12 protein-coding genes are annotated in these 14,032 nt (G+C 45.7%); all 12 read right to left on the minus strand.

The window, feature by feature from the left end:
• Positions 1 to 137: 137 nt before the first annotated feature.
• The 12 genes from ACO4R2_RS06780 to ACO4R2_RS06835 all read right to left on the minus strand — a co-directional run bounded on the left by ACO4R2_RS06780 (position 138) and on the right by ACO4R2_RS06835 (position 13,882).
• Positions 138 to 1,223, minus strand: a complete 1,086-nt coding sequence (locus ACO4R2_RS06780) for an ABC transporter permease (protein ID WP_484769662.1) — start codon at positions 1,221 to 1,223, stop codon at positions 138 to 140.
• Positions 1,224 to 1,229: 6 nt separating this feature from the next.
• The gene (locus tag ACO4R2_RS06785; RefSeq protein ID WP_484769663.1) at positions 1,230 to 2,288 is read right to left on the minus strand and encodes an ABC transporter permease; all 1,059 of its coding nucleotides are present in this window, start codon (positions 2,286 to 2,288) and stop codon (positions 1,230 to 1,232) included.
• A gap of 33 nt (positions 2,289 to 2,321) precedes the next feature.
• Entirely contained in the window at positions 2,322 to 3,788 is a 1,467-nt protein-coding gene (locus ACO4R2_RS06790) for an ATP-binding cassette domain-containing protein (RefSeq protein WP_484769664.1), read from the minus strand.
• 15 nt (positions 3,789 to 3,803) lie between these two features.
• On the minus strand, positions 3,804 to 4,736 hold the full coding sequence (locus ACO4R2_RS06795; RefSeq protein WP_484769665.1) for an HlyD family secretion protein: 933 nt from the start codon (positions 4,734 to 4,736) through the stop codon (positions 3,804 to 3,806).
• Positions 4,737 to 4,751: 15 nt separating this feature from the next.
• Complete coding sequence (locus tag ACO4R2_RS06800; RefSeq protein ID WP_484769666.1) at positions 4,752 to 6,023, minus strand: TolC family protein; 1,272 nt, start codon at positions 6,021 to 6,023, stop codon at positions 4,752 to 4,754.
• A 448-nt stretch (positions 6,024 to 6,471) separates the two neighbouring features.
• Positions 6,472 to 6,942, minus strand: a complete 471-nt coding sequence (locus tag ACO4R2_RS06805) for a DUF4252 domain-containing protein (protein WP_484769667.1) — start codon at positions 6,940 to 6,942, stop codon at positions 6,472 to 6,474.
• Positions 6,939 to 7,457: a hypothetical protein gene (locus tag ACO4R2_RS06810; RefSeq protein ID WP_311490039.1), complete on the minus strand. Its 519-nt coding sequence runs from the start codon at positions 7,455 to 7,457 to the stop codon at positions 6,939 to 6,941. The genes ACO4R2_RS06805 and ACO4R2_RS06810 overlap by 4 nt, the downstream gene beginning before the upstream one ends.
• Complete coding sequence (locus ACO4R2_RS06815; RefSeq protein WP_311490040.1) at positions 7,447 to 7,959, minus strand: RNA polymerase sigma factor; 513 nt, start codon at positions 7,957 to 7,959, stop codon at positions 7,447 to 7,449. Before ACO4R2_RS06815 ends, ACO4R2_RS06810 begins: the two co-directional genes overlap by 11 nt.
• 119 nt (positions 7,960 to 8,078) lie before the next feature.
• Complete coding sequence (gene queG, locus ACO4R2_RS06820; protein ID WP_484769668.1) at positions 8,079 to 9,038, minus strand: tRNA epoxyqueuosine(34) reductase QueG; 960 nt, start codon at positions 9,036 to 9,038, stop codon at positions 8,079 to 8,081.
• Complete coding sequence (locus ACO4R2_RS06825) at positions 9,019 to 9,174, minus strand: hypothetical protein (RefSeq protein ID WP_315090981.1); 156 nt, start codon at positions 9,172 to 9,174, stop codon at positions 9,019 to 9,021. Before ACO4R2_RS06825 ends, queG begins: the two co-directional genes overlap by 20 nt.
• A gap of 618 nt (positions 9,175 to 9,792) precedes the next feature.
• A complete protein-coding gene (locus ACO4R2_RS06830) occupies positions 9,793 to 10,404 on the minus strand; it encodes a polysaccharide deacetylase family protein (protein WP_009347653.1) in 612 nt (203 codons plus the stop codon).
• Between the two features lie 88 nt (positions 10,405 to 10,492).
• Positions 10,493 to 13,882 (minus strand): glycosyltransferase family 117 protein, encoded by a 3,390-nt coding sequence (locus ACO4R2_RS06835; RefSeq protein WP_484769669.1) that lies wholly within the window; start codon positions 13,880 to 13,882, stop codon positions 10,493 to 10,495.
• Between the last annotated feature and the right edge of the window lie 150 nt (positions 13,883 to 14,032).

The following is a 14,032-nucleotide window of genomic DNA, read 5'->3' on the forward strand; positions in this document are numbered from 1 at the left end:
TCTTATTTCTATGTGCACCTACAATAAGCGCGTCGGCTGATACAATAAGGATATGAGCTGACAGCCTTATTGTATTTAGAAATGCAATAAGGATATTTATGTTCATATATGCAATGATTGTAAAAAGCGCACTTAGATTAATTGTTCTTCTTATAGCTTATTACAGCCCAACTTCCCATAAACATGCCTATACTGAGGAGTGCAAATACTTGGTGAATAATACTGCTAAAATTACCACCACGAATAAAGACAGTGCGCATTGCTTCTATGAAATAGCTTACAGGATTGATGTATGTTGTGAGATAAGCTAAAGAAGGCATAGAGCGAGTAGGCGTGAAAAGACCTGAAAGTAGAAGGAGGATGACCACGAAAAACCACATCACGAAGATAGCTTGCTGCATGGTGTCGGAGTAGTTGGAAATGATCAGTCCGAAAGATGAGAAGAATAGAGCCAGCAACATTGCCAGTAAATAGATAAGGGCAATATTTCCTTTTGGGGTTATACCATATACAGCCCATGCTATGAACAGACAGACTGTAATGATGAAGAAGGCAATAACCCAATAAGGAATGAGTTTGGCAAGGATAAATGTCCATTTGCTTATAGGGGTTACGTTTATTTGTTCGATTGTGCCTGCTTCTTTTTCGCTCACAATGTTGAGTGTTGGTAGGAATCCTGTCATTAGCATCATCACGATGGCAAAGAGGGCAGGAATCATGAATAGTTTGAAGTTTAAGTGTTTGTTGTAGAGGTATAGTGTAGATATTTTAGATTGTATGGCAGCAGCAGAAGGTGAAGCATTGGTAGACACAATTTGGGAAAGATAAGCTGCTCCCATTGAACCTTTTGTGCCATTAACAGCGTTAGCAGCAATGAGAACTTGCGGCATGCGCCCTAAGGTGATGTCGCGACTATAGTGTTCCGGGATTACCATTGCTATATCAGCCTCGGAATGTTCTATATTGTTGAGTGCTGCCGCGTATGTGGGTTGTTGCCCATGGAAGATGAAGTATTTGCTTGCTTCTATTTCGTGTACTAATTGTTGCGAAAGAGTTGAGCGATCGTTATCTACTACATCAACCAGAATATTCTTTACCTCCATGTTCATCACCCACGGCATCACACACATAATTATAATGGGGAAAACTATGATGAGCCTTGGAATAAACGAGTTTCGACGAATCTGAGTGAACTCCTTTCGTAAGAGATATTTCAGTGTCATAGAATTCTATTCTAATCTTTTGTTAAACTTAGCGAGTGAGAGAAACAGTAATACAACAAGCATACTTGTAAGGATAATTATTTCATGATATACTTGCTCCACTCCAACTCCCATTATCATTAGTTTTCGCATAGCACTAATATAGTAGCGTGTGGGGATAATGACCGAAGCGTACTGCAAAATTTGAGGCATTGATTCAACAGGAAAGATCATGCCTGAGAGCATGACAATGGGCATTAGTAATACCATCGCTGATAGCAACAATGCCACAAGTTGAGTTTGAGCAACAGTAGAAACAAGTAAACCCAACGAAAGAGCTAAGAGAATGTATATGGTGGAAATAAGGAATATCCAAAATAGAGAACCTTGTATCGGTACGCCTAATACAAAAGTGGCCATAAGAAGTATTGCTATCAAGATGACGAAAGCAAGCACTAAATAGGGTACTACTTTAGCAATGATAATCATCAGGGGGCGCGTGGGTGAAACCAGTAATACTTCCATTGTTCCTTTTTCTTTTTCGCGGACGATGGAAATAGAAGTCATCATGGCACAAATCAGCATTAGGAGCATACCCATAATTGCAGGTACGAAGTTGTAGGCGGATTTCATATGCGGATTGTATAGCAGCTTTGTGTTTATGCTGTTTTCTTTCGGATTCATAAGAACTGCACTTGCATAGTTTGACCATTGCTGCGCCATGTTAGGGTCTGCACCATCAACAATGAGTTGAAAACCCGACTTCTTGCTTGCAAAGTCTTGAGAAAAGACAATTGCCATATCAGCCTCTTGGTTTCGAATGGATTGTTCTGCTTCGGCAGGTGTGGCAACGACTTTTGCAATCGTAAAAAACTCAGATGCAGCTAAGCGATCTGTTGCTTGTTGGGTGGCGTAGTCAGCATTGCTCGTGACTATAATTATTCGTACGTTCTTTATGTCGTTGGTGATAGCAAAGCCAAAGAGAAGCATCATGACAATAGGCATTCCAAATAGTATCAGCATTGTGCGCTTATCGCGAACAATGTGTTTGGCTTCCTTGATGACAAATGAAATAAACTGCTTCATTCTATGTTGGGCATTATTTTATGAATATAATCGTTAGTCGGAACTTCTTGTTGCCTGGCGTGCCAGATAAGTGAATACGTGGTCCATATCAGGCTGATTGAGCTTTTGCTTAAGTTCGTTGGGTGTACCTAAGGCTTTGATTTTACCATCTACCATAATAGAAATACGATCACAGTATTCAGCTTCGTCCATATAGTGAGTAGTAACAAAGACCGTTATTCCTTGCTTAGCAGCATCGTAGATAAGCTCCCAAAACTGGCGGCGCGTTGCCGGATCAACTCCTCCCGTTGGTTCGTCGAGAAATACAACTCCTGGTTCATGAAAGATGCTGACAGAGAAAGCCAATTTCTGTTTCCATCCTAAAGGTAAACTGGCTACCAAGGTGTTGCGATGCTCGGAAAAATCCAATTTCTGCAATAACCTATCTGTCTTGCGTCGAATCTCCTTATCTGTCATACCGTAGATGCCTGCAAAGAGAGAGATATTTTCTGCAACAGTAAGGTCTTCATAGAGCGAGAACTTCTGACTCATGTACCCGATGTGTTTCTTTATCTGTTCATACTCGGTTCGTATGTCAAAACCTACCACTCTGCCTGTTCCACTTGTTGGTTGGTTGAGCCCCGTGAGCATGTGCATTGCCGTGGTCTTGCCTGCTCCGTTAGCACCAAGGAAACCAAAGATTTCTCCCTTCTTGACGGTGAAGGAAATATTGTCTACTGCATGGAAAGTACCAAAGGCTTTGACGAGATGTTCTACTTCAATGACATTTTCAGACGTCTTGTTGATGTTATAGCTTTCTCTATGTTCGATACCAGGAGGATTAAAGATATCTCTAAACTCTGTAAGAATTTCCTCAGGAGTTCCAATTCCCTTTATAATGCCTTCTGAAAGAAAAGCTACACGCTCACAATTTCTCACTTCATCGAGATAAGGTGTGGATGCAACGATTGTTATATTGCGCTCTTTTAGTTGTGCAAGTATTTCCCAGAAGTCTTTACGACTGACAGGATCAACACCTGTCGTAGGTTCGTCGAGAAATAGAACACTCGGCTGATGTACAAGTGCACAACAGAGCGCCAACTTTTGTTTCATACCGCCAGAGAGCGCTCCTGCCTTGCGATCCTTAAATTGTTCAATCTGTGAATAGATGGTTTTGATTGAGTCGTAGCTTTCTTCTACTGTCGTATTAAAGAGCGTTGCAAAGAAGCGAAGATTTTCTTCTACCGTCAAGTCTTGATAAAGTGAAAATTTGCCTGGCATGTATCCCACTCGCTTGCGTATCTCGTTCATTTGTCGCACAACGTCAAAACCGTCAACCGTAGCCGTACCTGATTCGGGAAGAAGCAACGAGCAAAGAATTCTGTACATAGATGTCTTGCCAGCTCCATCAGGACCTATAACTCCAAACACCTCGCCTTTGTTCACAGAAAAACTGACATTGCGTAGTGCCTGTACCTTATTATAGTGCTTAGATATATTATTTACTTCGATTGCTTTCATTGCTTTGACAAAGGCTTAAAACTTCACTTCTCCATACATTCCTATCTTTACATAATCATCGTTTTGGAATTGTATTTTGACTGCATAAACCAAATCGGCTCTCTCATCATCAGTGAGAATAGTTTTGGGCGTGAATTCTGAGCGGCTTGAAATCCATGTGATAATGCCATTGTATTGTTTCTTTTGTCCATTTCCGTAGTCTGCCATGACTGTCGCCTTTTGTCCCAGTTTGATATTTTTTAGCTGTTTAGAGGTAACATAGGCTCGAATGAACATTGTTTTTGTATCTGCAACCTTAAAGAGCGGCTTGCTCATGGAAATGAATTCGCCTTTTTCTACATATTTCTCCAAAACTACACCTGATATGGGTGAGGATATTTGTGTGTTGTTGATTTGATCTTCTATCTGACGTTTCTGCGCTTTTATTCCCTGCTTTTGTGCATTGATAGCAAGAACTTGCTTTTTAAGTGAAGTGTTGTTACTATTAATTTGATTGCGTGTGGCATCATATTGTCGTTGTAATACTTTTATGTGATTGCTAATGTCATCGAGTTGCTTGCGTGGAACAGCACCATCCTTTACCAATTCGGCGTATCTCTTTTGTTCTTTTTCTTCATTGGTTATTTGCTGCGACAGTGATGCTAACTGTTCTTGTATATTCAATTGGCGACTACTTGTTGCTGAGGCGTTTTCGTCCAATTGTTGTTCTGTTGCTGTTAGTTCTTCTTGTTTTTGTTGTAGCTGAAAGTCGTCTATCTTTCCTACAACTTGGTTTGCTTGTACGTTTTGTCCTTCTGATAGATTGAAACTTTTAAGTTCTCCCGAAGACTTTGCTGCAACCGTCACCTCCGTAGCTTCAAACGTTCCTGTTGCATCATAATCTTTTTTATGGTCGCTACACGATGCCAGCAGAAAAGTAATACTGGCTAATAGAAAAATCTTTTTCATATTTGTCGGTTGTTTTTATTCGTTGTTGGTATATTTCAGATTATACATTTCCTGGAGCATCTCAATCTCATGTATTGCTCGTTGTGTCTTTGCCGAATTCTCGTTATATATTTCTCGCAGCAAACTATTGACATCGATGATTCCATGGGTGAGCTTCGATTCAGCAGCCTTTCGAACATTGGTGCGCAGTACAATTATTTCATCATCACTTTGCATCAAACTGTGGTACCTGCTAATATTTTCTGTCTGTTGTATCTGTTCTATATTATTGTTGAAGAGAAAGACGTCACGTGTGTTTTCAATCATGGCTCGTTGTTTCTTCAACTTCTCCTTGTCGTTTTTTCGAGTATAGAGAGCTCCTATATTCCACGAAAGCTTTAGCCCTACAATGCCATTCAGTCTCCACTTATTACTCATCATGTCCTCAAAAATGTTCAATCCTGGATAACCATAATAACCTTGGGCAAAAAGACCGAACTTGGGTCTTATTTGTGCATTTAAGGCTCTCTCTTGTATCTCTGTAAGTTTTAGCTGATTGTCGAAAATTCTTAGTTCTGGACGATTGTTCGTAGATATTGTAGAGTGGAGGATACTTGGCTTCTGAGGCTGACTTACTTCTATGCCACAAAAAGTACTTAATACATGCTGTAATATTTTGCGTTGCGATTTCAAATTTGCCATTTGTTGCTCTGTGCTTAAGCGTTCTGCCTTTACATTATCAAAATCGCTGATGGAAGCTGTTCCGACTTTGACCCAGGCTGCAAGTTTGTTTTCACTCGAAAGTAGCAGTGCATTAAGATTTTCATTTAGCTTAATTTGTTCGTCCAATAGTAAGAGCGAAAAATACATCTCATTGATTCTTTTTCGCACCTGATACAGGTCCGATTCGTTTTGTGCTGCTTGAATTTTTCCTTCTTGTTGTGCTATCTGGCTTTGATTGCTAATTATGCCACCATCATAAATGGTTTGTTGCAGTTCTATTCCCACTTTATATTGTTCCTTGGTCAACCCTTTCATCTTAAGCCCCATTTGCTGAAACATACTTTGCATACTTTGAGGCCAGGATGCAACTTCACTTTGGTAGGTGGTTTGTGCTGAAGCAGTAAAGTGTGGCAACCATCCTTTTTTTATGTTTTTAACCGTTAGTTCTGTTGTCTGATCAATTAGATCATACTTTTTGATACAAGGATAGTTTTTCTTTGCAGCTTGCTGACATTCTTCTAATGTCTGTGCTTGGCTGATGATAGCCATCATTATTAGGGCGAAGGTCATTATTTTCTTTTCCATTTCTCTAAAGTGTTTTATTGTGGCAAAAGTACGGTGATTTTATATTATATAATTATACTTTACACTGATATATTTCCCTTTTTGTACGATTCTTCTTGTTTTCTTTTTTTCTCTTCAAGAGAATCAGTTTATTTTGCAAATATATCGTACAAAAAGGCAAGTTATGAAAGAATCAAAAGTTGTTAGTCAGTTTTCTTTAGAGGATATTGATTTAGAGGATCTTTTCAAGTAACAAGGTGAAGTTTTTTTTAATGAAGATGCTGTAATAACCTGTCTGAATACACGAAAAAAGGAGGCTCGTTAGAGTCTCCCTTTTTTGTAATCCCATCGGATTTCGTCCAACCGTTGTCGCCGTGGGGGCTGGGTTGTGATTGATTGTTTTAATAATTGAGCGGCGATGTTTGTTTCTTCAAAGCCCCGCGGTTCGAGGCAAACCAATGTATATCTTTTATGAATTTGTAATCTCCTTGATGAAGGCCTCCGTCATGCTTCCTGTCAGGTCGATGATGTAGAGATGTCCTTCTTGTTTTGTTATGAGTACCATTTCCACGAAGGTATCACCGCGTTTGCGTGTGTAGAGATTTTTCCCGTCGAAGGTATCGTAGAGCTGGTAGCGTCCTTTGTTGGCTTTGATGAGTGCCTCGGCCTTTTCGTGGAGAGTCTGCGTTTCCGAGATTTTGTCGTTAGAGATGATGCGAACGCTGCGAATTTGTCGTAGGAGGCTCTCTGTGTCCTTGTCTTTGTTGATGGCGTCGGACTGCAACATTGCGGACATCATGGTTGGGCTTACTGTTTTGCACGTAAGGCTTGTGCCTTGGGCGTATGTCTTCATGAAATGAAGAGCAAAGTCTGTTTCGTGCTGTGCCGCAACTGTCAGGGAGGTCAGCGCCAGCAGTAGGATGCTGAGAAGGCGTTTCATTCTTCGTGTGCGCTGTTTGGGTTGTCGTTTTGTTTTGTAGAGTCAGCGCTGGCCGTTTTTTGGAACATTTCCAAACCGTCCTGCACTACCTTATAGGATTGTTGGGCCGACTGGTAGGAGTCCTGATAGCTTGCGGGATTGTAGTCCCACGGACTTTGGCTATTCTGCTTGTTGAGATAGCTGCTTGCACTGTAGCCCACCATGGCAACGATGGCGATGGCTGCGGCAGCCTCGTAGAGCGGGCGCAGAGAGCGGAAAATGCTCTCTCGCTTTGCGCGGACCACGATTGTCTGAGGTTCTGTTGCACCAATCTTTTGGAGAATCTTTTCGTCGAAATCGTCGCTCAATGATATTTCAGCTTGGGATTGTTCGTAGGAGAACAATTCCTTGTATGGCAGCAGATGTGCGGGCACATCGGGCTGGCTAAAGAACGCGCGGAGGATACTTTCCTCTTTCTCGGTCGTTTCGGCGATCCAGTAGCGTTCCAGGAGTTGTTCTATATACTTATAATCCATAATTCTCAATTTTATCGTATTGCTTTCTGATGGCTTGGCGTGCTCTGAAGAGTGTCACTTTGACCACTTCTTCGCTCACTCCCATGATGGTTGCTATCTCGCGGTAGGATTTTTCCTCAATGTCGCGGAGCTGCATGATGGTGCGCTGTCGCTCAGGGAGTTGGTTGAAGAGTTCGTGCACCTTGCGTAGCTTTTCGTCGCGTTCCAGTTGCTCATCTGGCGTAAAGGAATTGTCGGCGGCGTCTATCTCGTTGGCCTCGAGCGAAAGGTTTTGTGCTTCCTTCTTTTCGTGGCGGTCGAGAGCAAGGTTTCGGCAAACGGTCATGCAGTAAGCTTCGATGCTCTCAACGCCTCTTAGCTCTTCCCGTTTGTTCCAAACTTTTATCAGTGTGTCAGACGTAACATCTTCGGCCTCTGCCGAATCGAGCGTGATGCGCAGGGCAAGTCTGAAGAGTTTATTCTTCAGAGGCAACAAATCATATCTGAAGTCAATGTCTTGCATAATCACTCTCTGCTATACTGACGGAGGACTCCGACAAAAGTTACACTCCCACGAATGTTTTTTCTCATATTTTTCTGTATATCGTTTGTAATACGTTGAAACACAATGAAAAATAATTTTTATTTTTTCTTATCCAAAGCTTTTATATTTCTTTTCAATCCTTCAAACTTGGCGCGCTTCACTGCCGACCCTTTGAAAATGGCGCGGTACTGTTCGACGGTGAGCTGCTTCCAGTCTTCGGGTGTCATTTTCAGTAGTTGTTCGCTGGGGCGAAATTCCTCTACATCGGTGGGTTTGGCAAATCGATTCCACGGGCAAACTTCGGCGCAGCGGTCGCAACCGTAGAAGCACGTCCCCATTTTCTGTCCCGTCCCCGGTGGTAGGTCGCCACGATTTTCTATGGTCAGATAGCTCAAGCAGCGGTTGGCATCGAGCGTACCATCGCCCCGAAGAGCTTGGCCGGGGCAGGCGTCGACACACGCATGGCACGTGCCGCAGCGGTTTTCTATGGGCGTATCGTAGACATCGGCTTCATAGGGCAGAACGATTTCTCCTAAGAAAAAATACGTCCCACCTTTCGGCAGGATAAGCTGTCCCGAGCGTCCCTGCCAGCCCAGTCCGCACCGCCACGCCCAGTAGCGCTCATCCAGCGGTGCGGTGTCCACAAACACGCGCGTTTCATACCCCTCTTTGGGCGGGATATGCTCTGCCAGTTGTCGGAGGCGTGCTTTCATCACTTCGTGGTAGTCCTGCCCATAAACGTAGCGCGAGAGCGCCCACCCGCTGAGTTTTTCAGCCGGATAGTAGTTGAGCGCCATGGAAAGTATCGTTCGCGCCCCCTCCACCAACAATCGCGGGTCAAGCCGTTTGTCCATGTTGCGCTCCAGATACTGCATATCGGCATGTCGTCCCTCGCTGATCCACTGTAGCCTTCTTTCGGCATGAACCTTATCCACCGGTTCTGCCGGCGCCAGTCCACATGCCGAAAAGCCGAGACGCAGTGCCTCGGCTTTGATGAGTGATGTGTTCAGTATGCCTTCTGTCAGAAATGAAGGCTCATCAAGGGTTGTCTTCGTCATGAATCGAATACCAGTCGTCTTTCTCTTGCATGCGTCGCCGGCGTTCGTAGGCAGTTTGGAGTTTCATGTTGTCCGTTTCAGCCTCTTCACGATAGCGTCCGTCGCGTTCGTTGTAGTCTTCTCTACCGTAATCCATAGCAATAGTTTTTAGATGTTATTCCCTCTTTGGAAGGATAAGGCAAATTTATGCTTTTCTTTGCCTCTCTTGCAACTTTTTCCTCTTAAAAAACTTGAAATACTGAAAGTTGGCTCCTTTCTCTTTAAGCTGTAGTGGCTCTTAGGAAAGTTTAGCAGGTATGGCTTCCTTAACGGTTGGGAGAATCTCTTGGAGAGCCTCCTCCTGTCAATCTACTTCTTATTTTCTAAGCTCTGAGAATCGGTTGAAATCCATCACGGAGTAAGTAGATCCTTGGATGAGGCTTGCTGAAGGAGAGGGAGGATAAGGCTGTAGATAGTTACAATAAGGCAATCGGCTGACATCCTTATCGCGCCAGCTGATGCCCTTATTGCTTTGGCCGATACAATAAGGAAAACTGTTGCTATGTTCTCTCTAATTTTTCCTTGTTTTGAAGAAAAACAGTGGAAAAATAAGAAAATCAGTGCCATCTGTGACTTTTGGCGTGTTGCAACAATCACCTCAAAGGGGAAAATGTGCGCAGAAAGCCGCAGATGGCACTGAATGGAGATTTTTTGCCATCTCTTTGTGTGTAGAATAATGTCAAGGAATGCGAGAACTTTTGCCGTTTGCCGTTCCCTAATCGAACACTTTGAATTCATAGCCCTGATCGCGGAGCCATTCGATGGCGCGAGGGAGGGCATAGAGAATTTTGTCGTGGGATTTGAGCGAATCGTGGAAAGTGATGATACTCCCGTTGCGTGCATAACGCTGCACGTTGCGCAACACGTCGCGACCGTTGAGGCGCTTACTGTAGTCGCGCGTCACGAGGTCCCACATCACCACGCGATACTTCAAACGGGCCGCTACATAGAGAGCGGGTTTCATCCAACCGTGAGGCGGCCGGAAGAGGTCGGTGCGGAGGTAGGCGTTGGCCTTCTCCACGTTGCGCATATAGCTGTTGATGCCATGACGTAGCGAACCGATATGGTTGAAAGTATGGTTTCCTATGCGGTGTCCGCGCTGCTTGACCATCTCGTAAATCTCGGGATGCTTCCGCACATTGTCGCCCACCATGAAAAAGGTGGCCTTGATACCGTAATGGTCCAATACGTCGAGCACCCACGGCGTCACTTCAGGGATAGGTCCATCGTCGAAGGTGAGATAAACGGCACGAACGTTCTTGTCCATTCGCCAGAGAGCCAGCGGGTAGAGCCATCGGAGCCATTTGGTGGGTTGTTCGATAAACATATTTCGCGAGAGATTTTATGAGTGTTGTGCTAAAAAGAAAAAGAGAGAAACGACTCCATAAGGGCCGTTTCTCTCCATGAGTATGGGGTTAATCTGCAAGATTATAGCTATTCTCGTCAGCATTAGCATCCGATTGCGGAGCTTGCTGCTGTTGCATCATTTTCATCACACCTTGCGAACCGATGCTACCTGCCGTGGTGTGACTCAGTGCATTGACGCGGTTGTTCCACAGGGCGAAGTCCTTGTCCTTCATGTCCTGAAGGAGGGCTACGCAGCGGTAGAGGTAGAGGAAGGTCTTTGTGCAACTGTTGGCATAGGCATACGCTGTTTCCTGTGGCAGCGTGTTGGCCCAGTTGAGATACTGCCAGTTTTGGCGCGCCACCTCTTTTGCCACTCTTGCTGCATTGGCCTTATCGCCAGCATGGAACCAGAGCGTAGCAAGATCAACATCCGCATATTCGTAAGGCACGGTGGCTTCTGGCAACACTTTCTCACACATGCGCAGAGCGGCGAGCGCCTTGTCCTTCTTGCCTTCGTTGAGCAGGCGCTCCACGAGGATAGAGAACATGCGGCGGTGGGTCTGTGCCATGCGTAGGTTGGTCTCGTCGAGGAAAATGCCCGGCATAGCTACGTTACCATATTTGAAGCGCTTCATGAGGTTGGTGTACATCTTGTCCGTATCAATGCGGCTTTGGCCGAGCTTGAACGGTGTGAGACGATAAGCCAAACCCTCGAGGCAGAAGTAGTCCTGCAAGCCAGCATAGTTCTCAGCTCCAAGCGTTACGCTCATATAGATGGGTCGCTTCCAATTGTTGCGCGCCAACATTTCGTAAATCATCACCTGCTTGCGAGACATTCCTCTTCCAGCCCATTTCAGTGAAAGACTGATATGGTCGGGGATTTCCATTCCTGCTGGCACGGTGATACCCTGATTGATAACGTTCTGCTTGTTCACTTTCACCACTACAGAGTCAGTAGGGAAGATCTGCTTCGTGCGGACATAGTTGTCCATGATGTAAGTGAGTTCGTAGGGGTCAGGACCATTGGGATGAGCCTTCTTGAAAGCATCGAGTTCGGCCTTGCGATCCACGATGGCGAAGTAGCCATGCTTGCCGTCGTCCACGTATTCGGCACGCTTCCACGCAATGGGGAGCGATGGAGAATTGTAGGCAGGGCGCACCATCTGGTCGGTGTACCATTCCGTCTGGAGGTATTCCAAATTGCAGACACGGGCATCCGTACGCTTACCTTCGGTCTCTTGGTTGTACCAGAGGGGGAAGGTGTCGTTGTCACCATTTGAGAAAATGATGGGGTTGGCAGGTGTTCCGTCGGCCAACTTCTCGGGCATAGTGTCGAGATAGTTCAAACCGAAGTCGCGACAAGCATAGCGGCCAGAACGGTCGTGGTCGTCCCACGTCTGACTCACCATTTGAAGCGGCACGAGTACACAAAGCACAGAGGCTACAGCTGCTGGCAGTACGCCAAACTCTTCCGTGACTTTCTTTCTTGCCTTTAACGCACGACCCAAGAGATCGGCCAAAGCAGCCACGCCCATACCAATCCAGATGGCAAAGGCATAGAACGAACCAGCATAAGCATAGTCGCGCTCACGCGGTTGCATCGGGGTCTGATTCAGATAGAGCACGATGGCAAGACCTGTCATGAAGAAGAGGAAGAATACCACCCAGAATTGCTTCACGCCCTTGTCGCCGCGGAAAGCTTGCCAGAAAAGGCCGAGCAAGCCGAGGAGGAGCGGCAGCATATAGAACACGTTGTGAGCCTTATCCTGCTGCAATTCGTTGGGCAGCTCTTTCTGGTTGCCATACATGGCATTGTCGATGAAGGGGATACCAGTGAGCCAGTTGCCGTGTTCCTTCTCGCCATTGCTTTGATAGCCGTTCTGACGGCCGGCAAAGTTCCACATGAAATAGCGCCAGTACATGAAGTTGATCTGATAGGACATGAAGAAGTTCAGATTGTCCCACTGCGAGGGCATTTGGCCATACTGGAAGTCGCCACCAGAGGTGGTGTAGTTGACATCACGGAGCTGGATGTTTCCTCCCAACCAGTCGTTGTAAGCCTGCGCATGTGCGCTGGAATACATACGTGGGAAGAGCATCTTCATACCCGAAGGATATTGCAGAGATTCGAGACTCTCAACATCTTCATAAGTGTCGGCTTCGTTAGCTTGCGTTTTTTCCTTGCGGTGGTGCTCCGTTGTAGTATTATAAATGGCCTGTCCGTTGGCATCAAAGTCGGGCTGAGAAGTGAAGGCTTGGCCGAAGAAGAGCGGTGTTTGGCCGTATTGGTCACGACTGAGGTAGCTACCCAGCGAGAAGATGTCCTCGGGGGAGTTCTGATCCATTGGCGGATTGGCAACGGAGCGAATCACGATGACAGCATAAGAACTGTAGCCAATCATCAGCATGAGCATACAGAGGAGGCTCGTGTTGAGAATGCGCTTGCGCAGCAGCATCTTTCCGTCCTTTCGCTTCATGTTGAGCAAGAAGTAGAGCGTAGCTAAGAGTACGATGCCGATGAGCACGGACATAAAGCCTGTTCCGAAGAACGGGATACCGAGCATGCCGACACTGGCGAGGTAGAGCCCGTTGGTGAGCGTGCGGTTGGTCTTTGTGGTGCTCCAAATGGCCGTTAAAACAACGGCGATGAGGGCGAGGATGTAGACCACCATACCTGTATTGAACGGCATTCCGAGGGTGTTGACAAAGAACAGCTCAAACCAGCCGCCCACCTTTACAATGCCCGGGACAACGCCATAGAGCACGGCGGCTACCAGCAAGAAGCCTACGAGCAGAGCCACCAAAGAGCCTTTTGTCTGGGCTTGCGGATGGCGCTTGTAGTAGTAAACCAAAGCGATGGCAGGGAGGCAAAGAAGGTTGAGCAAGTGAACGCCAATGCTCAAGCCGGTAAGATAGAAAATCAGTACAATCCAGCGGTCGCTGTGTGGCTCGTCGGCGTGGTCTTCCCACTTAAGGATGAGCCAGAACACCAAGGCGGTGAACATGGAGGAGTAGGCGTAAACCTCGCCTTCCTCGGCTGAAAACCAGAAAGTGTCGCTCCAAGTGTAAGCCAAAGCGCCCACAACGCCCGAACCCATAATGGTGATGATTTGTCCCCAAGTGGTGACCGTCCCGTCCTTGCAGATGAGCATCCGCGTGAGGTGGGTGATGGTCCAGAAGAGGAACAAAATACACAAGGCAGAAAGGAGCGCCGACATGATATTGACGCAAAAAGCCGCCTTGGCAGGGTCGCCTGTGAAGTGGGTAAAGAAGTTACCCGTTAACATAAAGAATGGTGCACCGGGCGGGTGACCTACTTCCAGTTTTGTTGCCGTAGAGATAAACTCAGGACAATCCCAGAAGCTCGCCGAAGGTTCTACTGTCATGCAGTAGGTAAAGGCGGCGATAGCAAAAACAATCCAACCGATGATGTTGTTGGTAATTTTGTACTGCTTCATTGATGTGTTTGAATATGTTATGATAGTTTTTGATTTGCAATCTAATACAATTTACAAAAGTAGAAAGATTTTTCGGCATTCCAATAAGGAAGCCGGGATTATTGAGCCGACAGCCTTATTGTGTGCGCGGTTTGGGCGAAAGGAAGAGGG

It is taken from the genome of Alloprevotella sp. (assembly GCF_057240785.1).

Excerpts from the sequence above, each read along its gene's own strand:
- ACO4R2_RS06790 (WP_484769664.1), bottom strand. The coding sequence starts at position 3,788 with ATGAAAGCAATCGAAGTAAATAATATATCTAAGCACTATAATAAGGTA.
- ACO4R2_RS06815 (WP_311490040.1), bottom strand. The coding sequence starts at position 7,959 with ATGCAAGACATTGACTTCAGATATGATTTGTTGCCTCTGAAGAATAAA.
- ACO4R2_RS06825 (WP_315090981.1), bottom strand. The coding sequence starts at position 9,174 with ATGGATTACGGTAGAGAAGACTACAACGAACGCGACGGACGCTATCGT.
- ACO4R2_RS06810 (WP_311490039.1), bottom strand. The coding sequence starts at position 7,457 with ATGGATTATAAGTATATAGAACAACTCCTGGAACGCTACTGGATCGCC.
- ACO4R2_RS06800 (WP_484769666.1), bottom strand. The coding sequence starts at position 6,023 with ATGGAAAAGAAAATAATGACCTTCGCCCTAATAATGATGGCTATCATC.
- ACO4R2_RS06835 (WP_484769669.1), bottom strand. The coding sequence starts at position 13,882 with ATGAAGCAGTACAAAATTACCAACAACATCATCGGTTGGATTGTTTTT.
- queG (WP_484769668.1), bottom strand. The coding sequence starts at position 9,038 with ATGACGAAGACAACCCTTGATGAGCCTTCATTTCTGACAGAAGGCATA.
- ACO4R2_RS06785 (WP_484769663.1), bottom strand. The coding sequence starts at position 2,288 with ATGAAGCAGTTTATTTCATTTGTCATCAAGGAAGCCAAACACATTGTT.
- ACO4R2_RS06805 (WP_484769667.1), bottom strand. The coding sequence starts at position 6,942 with ATGAAACGCCTTCTCAGCATCCTACTGCTGGCGCTGACCTCCCTGACA.
- ACO4R2_RS06795 (WP_484769665.1), bottom strand. The coding sequence starts at position 4,736 with ATGAAAAAGATTTTTCTATTAGCCAGTATTACTTTTCTGCTGGCATCG.
- ACO4R2_RS06780 (WP_484769662.1), bottom strand. The coding sequence starts at position 1,223 with ATGACACTGAAATATCTCTTACGAAAGGAGTTCACTCAGATTCGTCGA.
- ACO4R2_RS06830 (WP_009347653.1), bottom strand. The coding sequence starts at position 10,404 with ATGTTTATCGAACAACCCACCAAATGGCTCCGATGGCTCTACCCGCTG.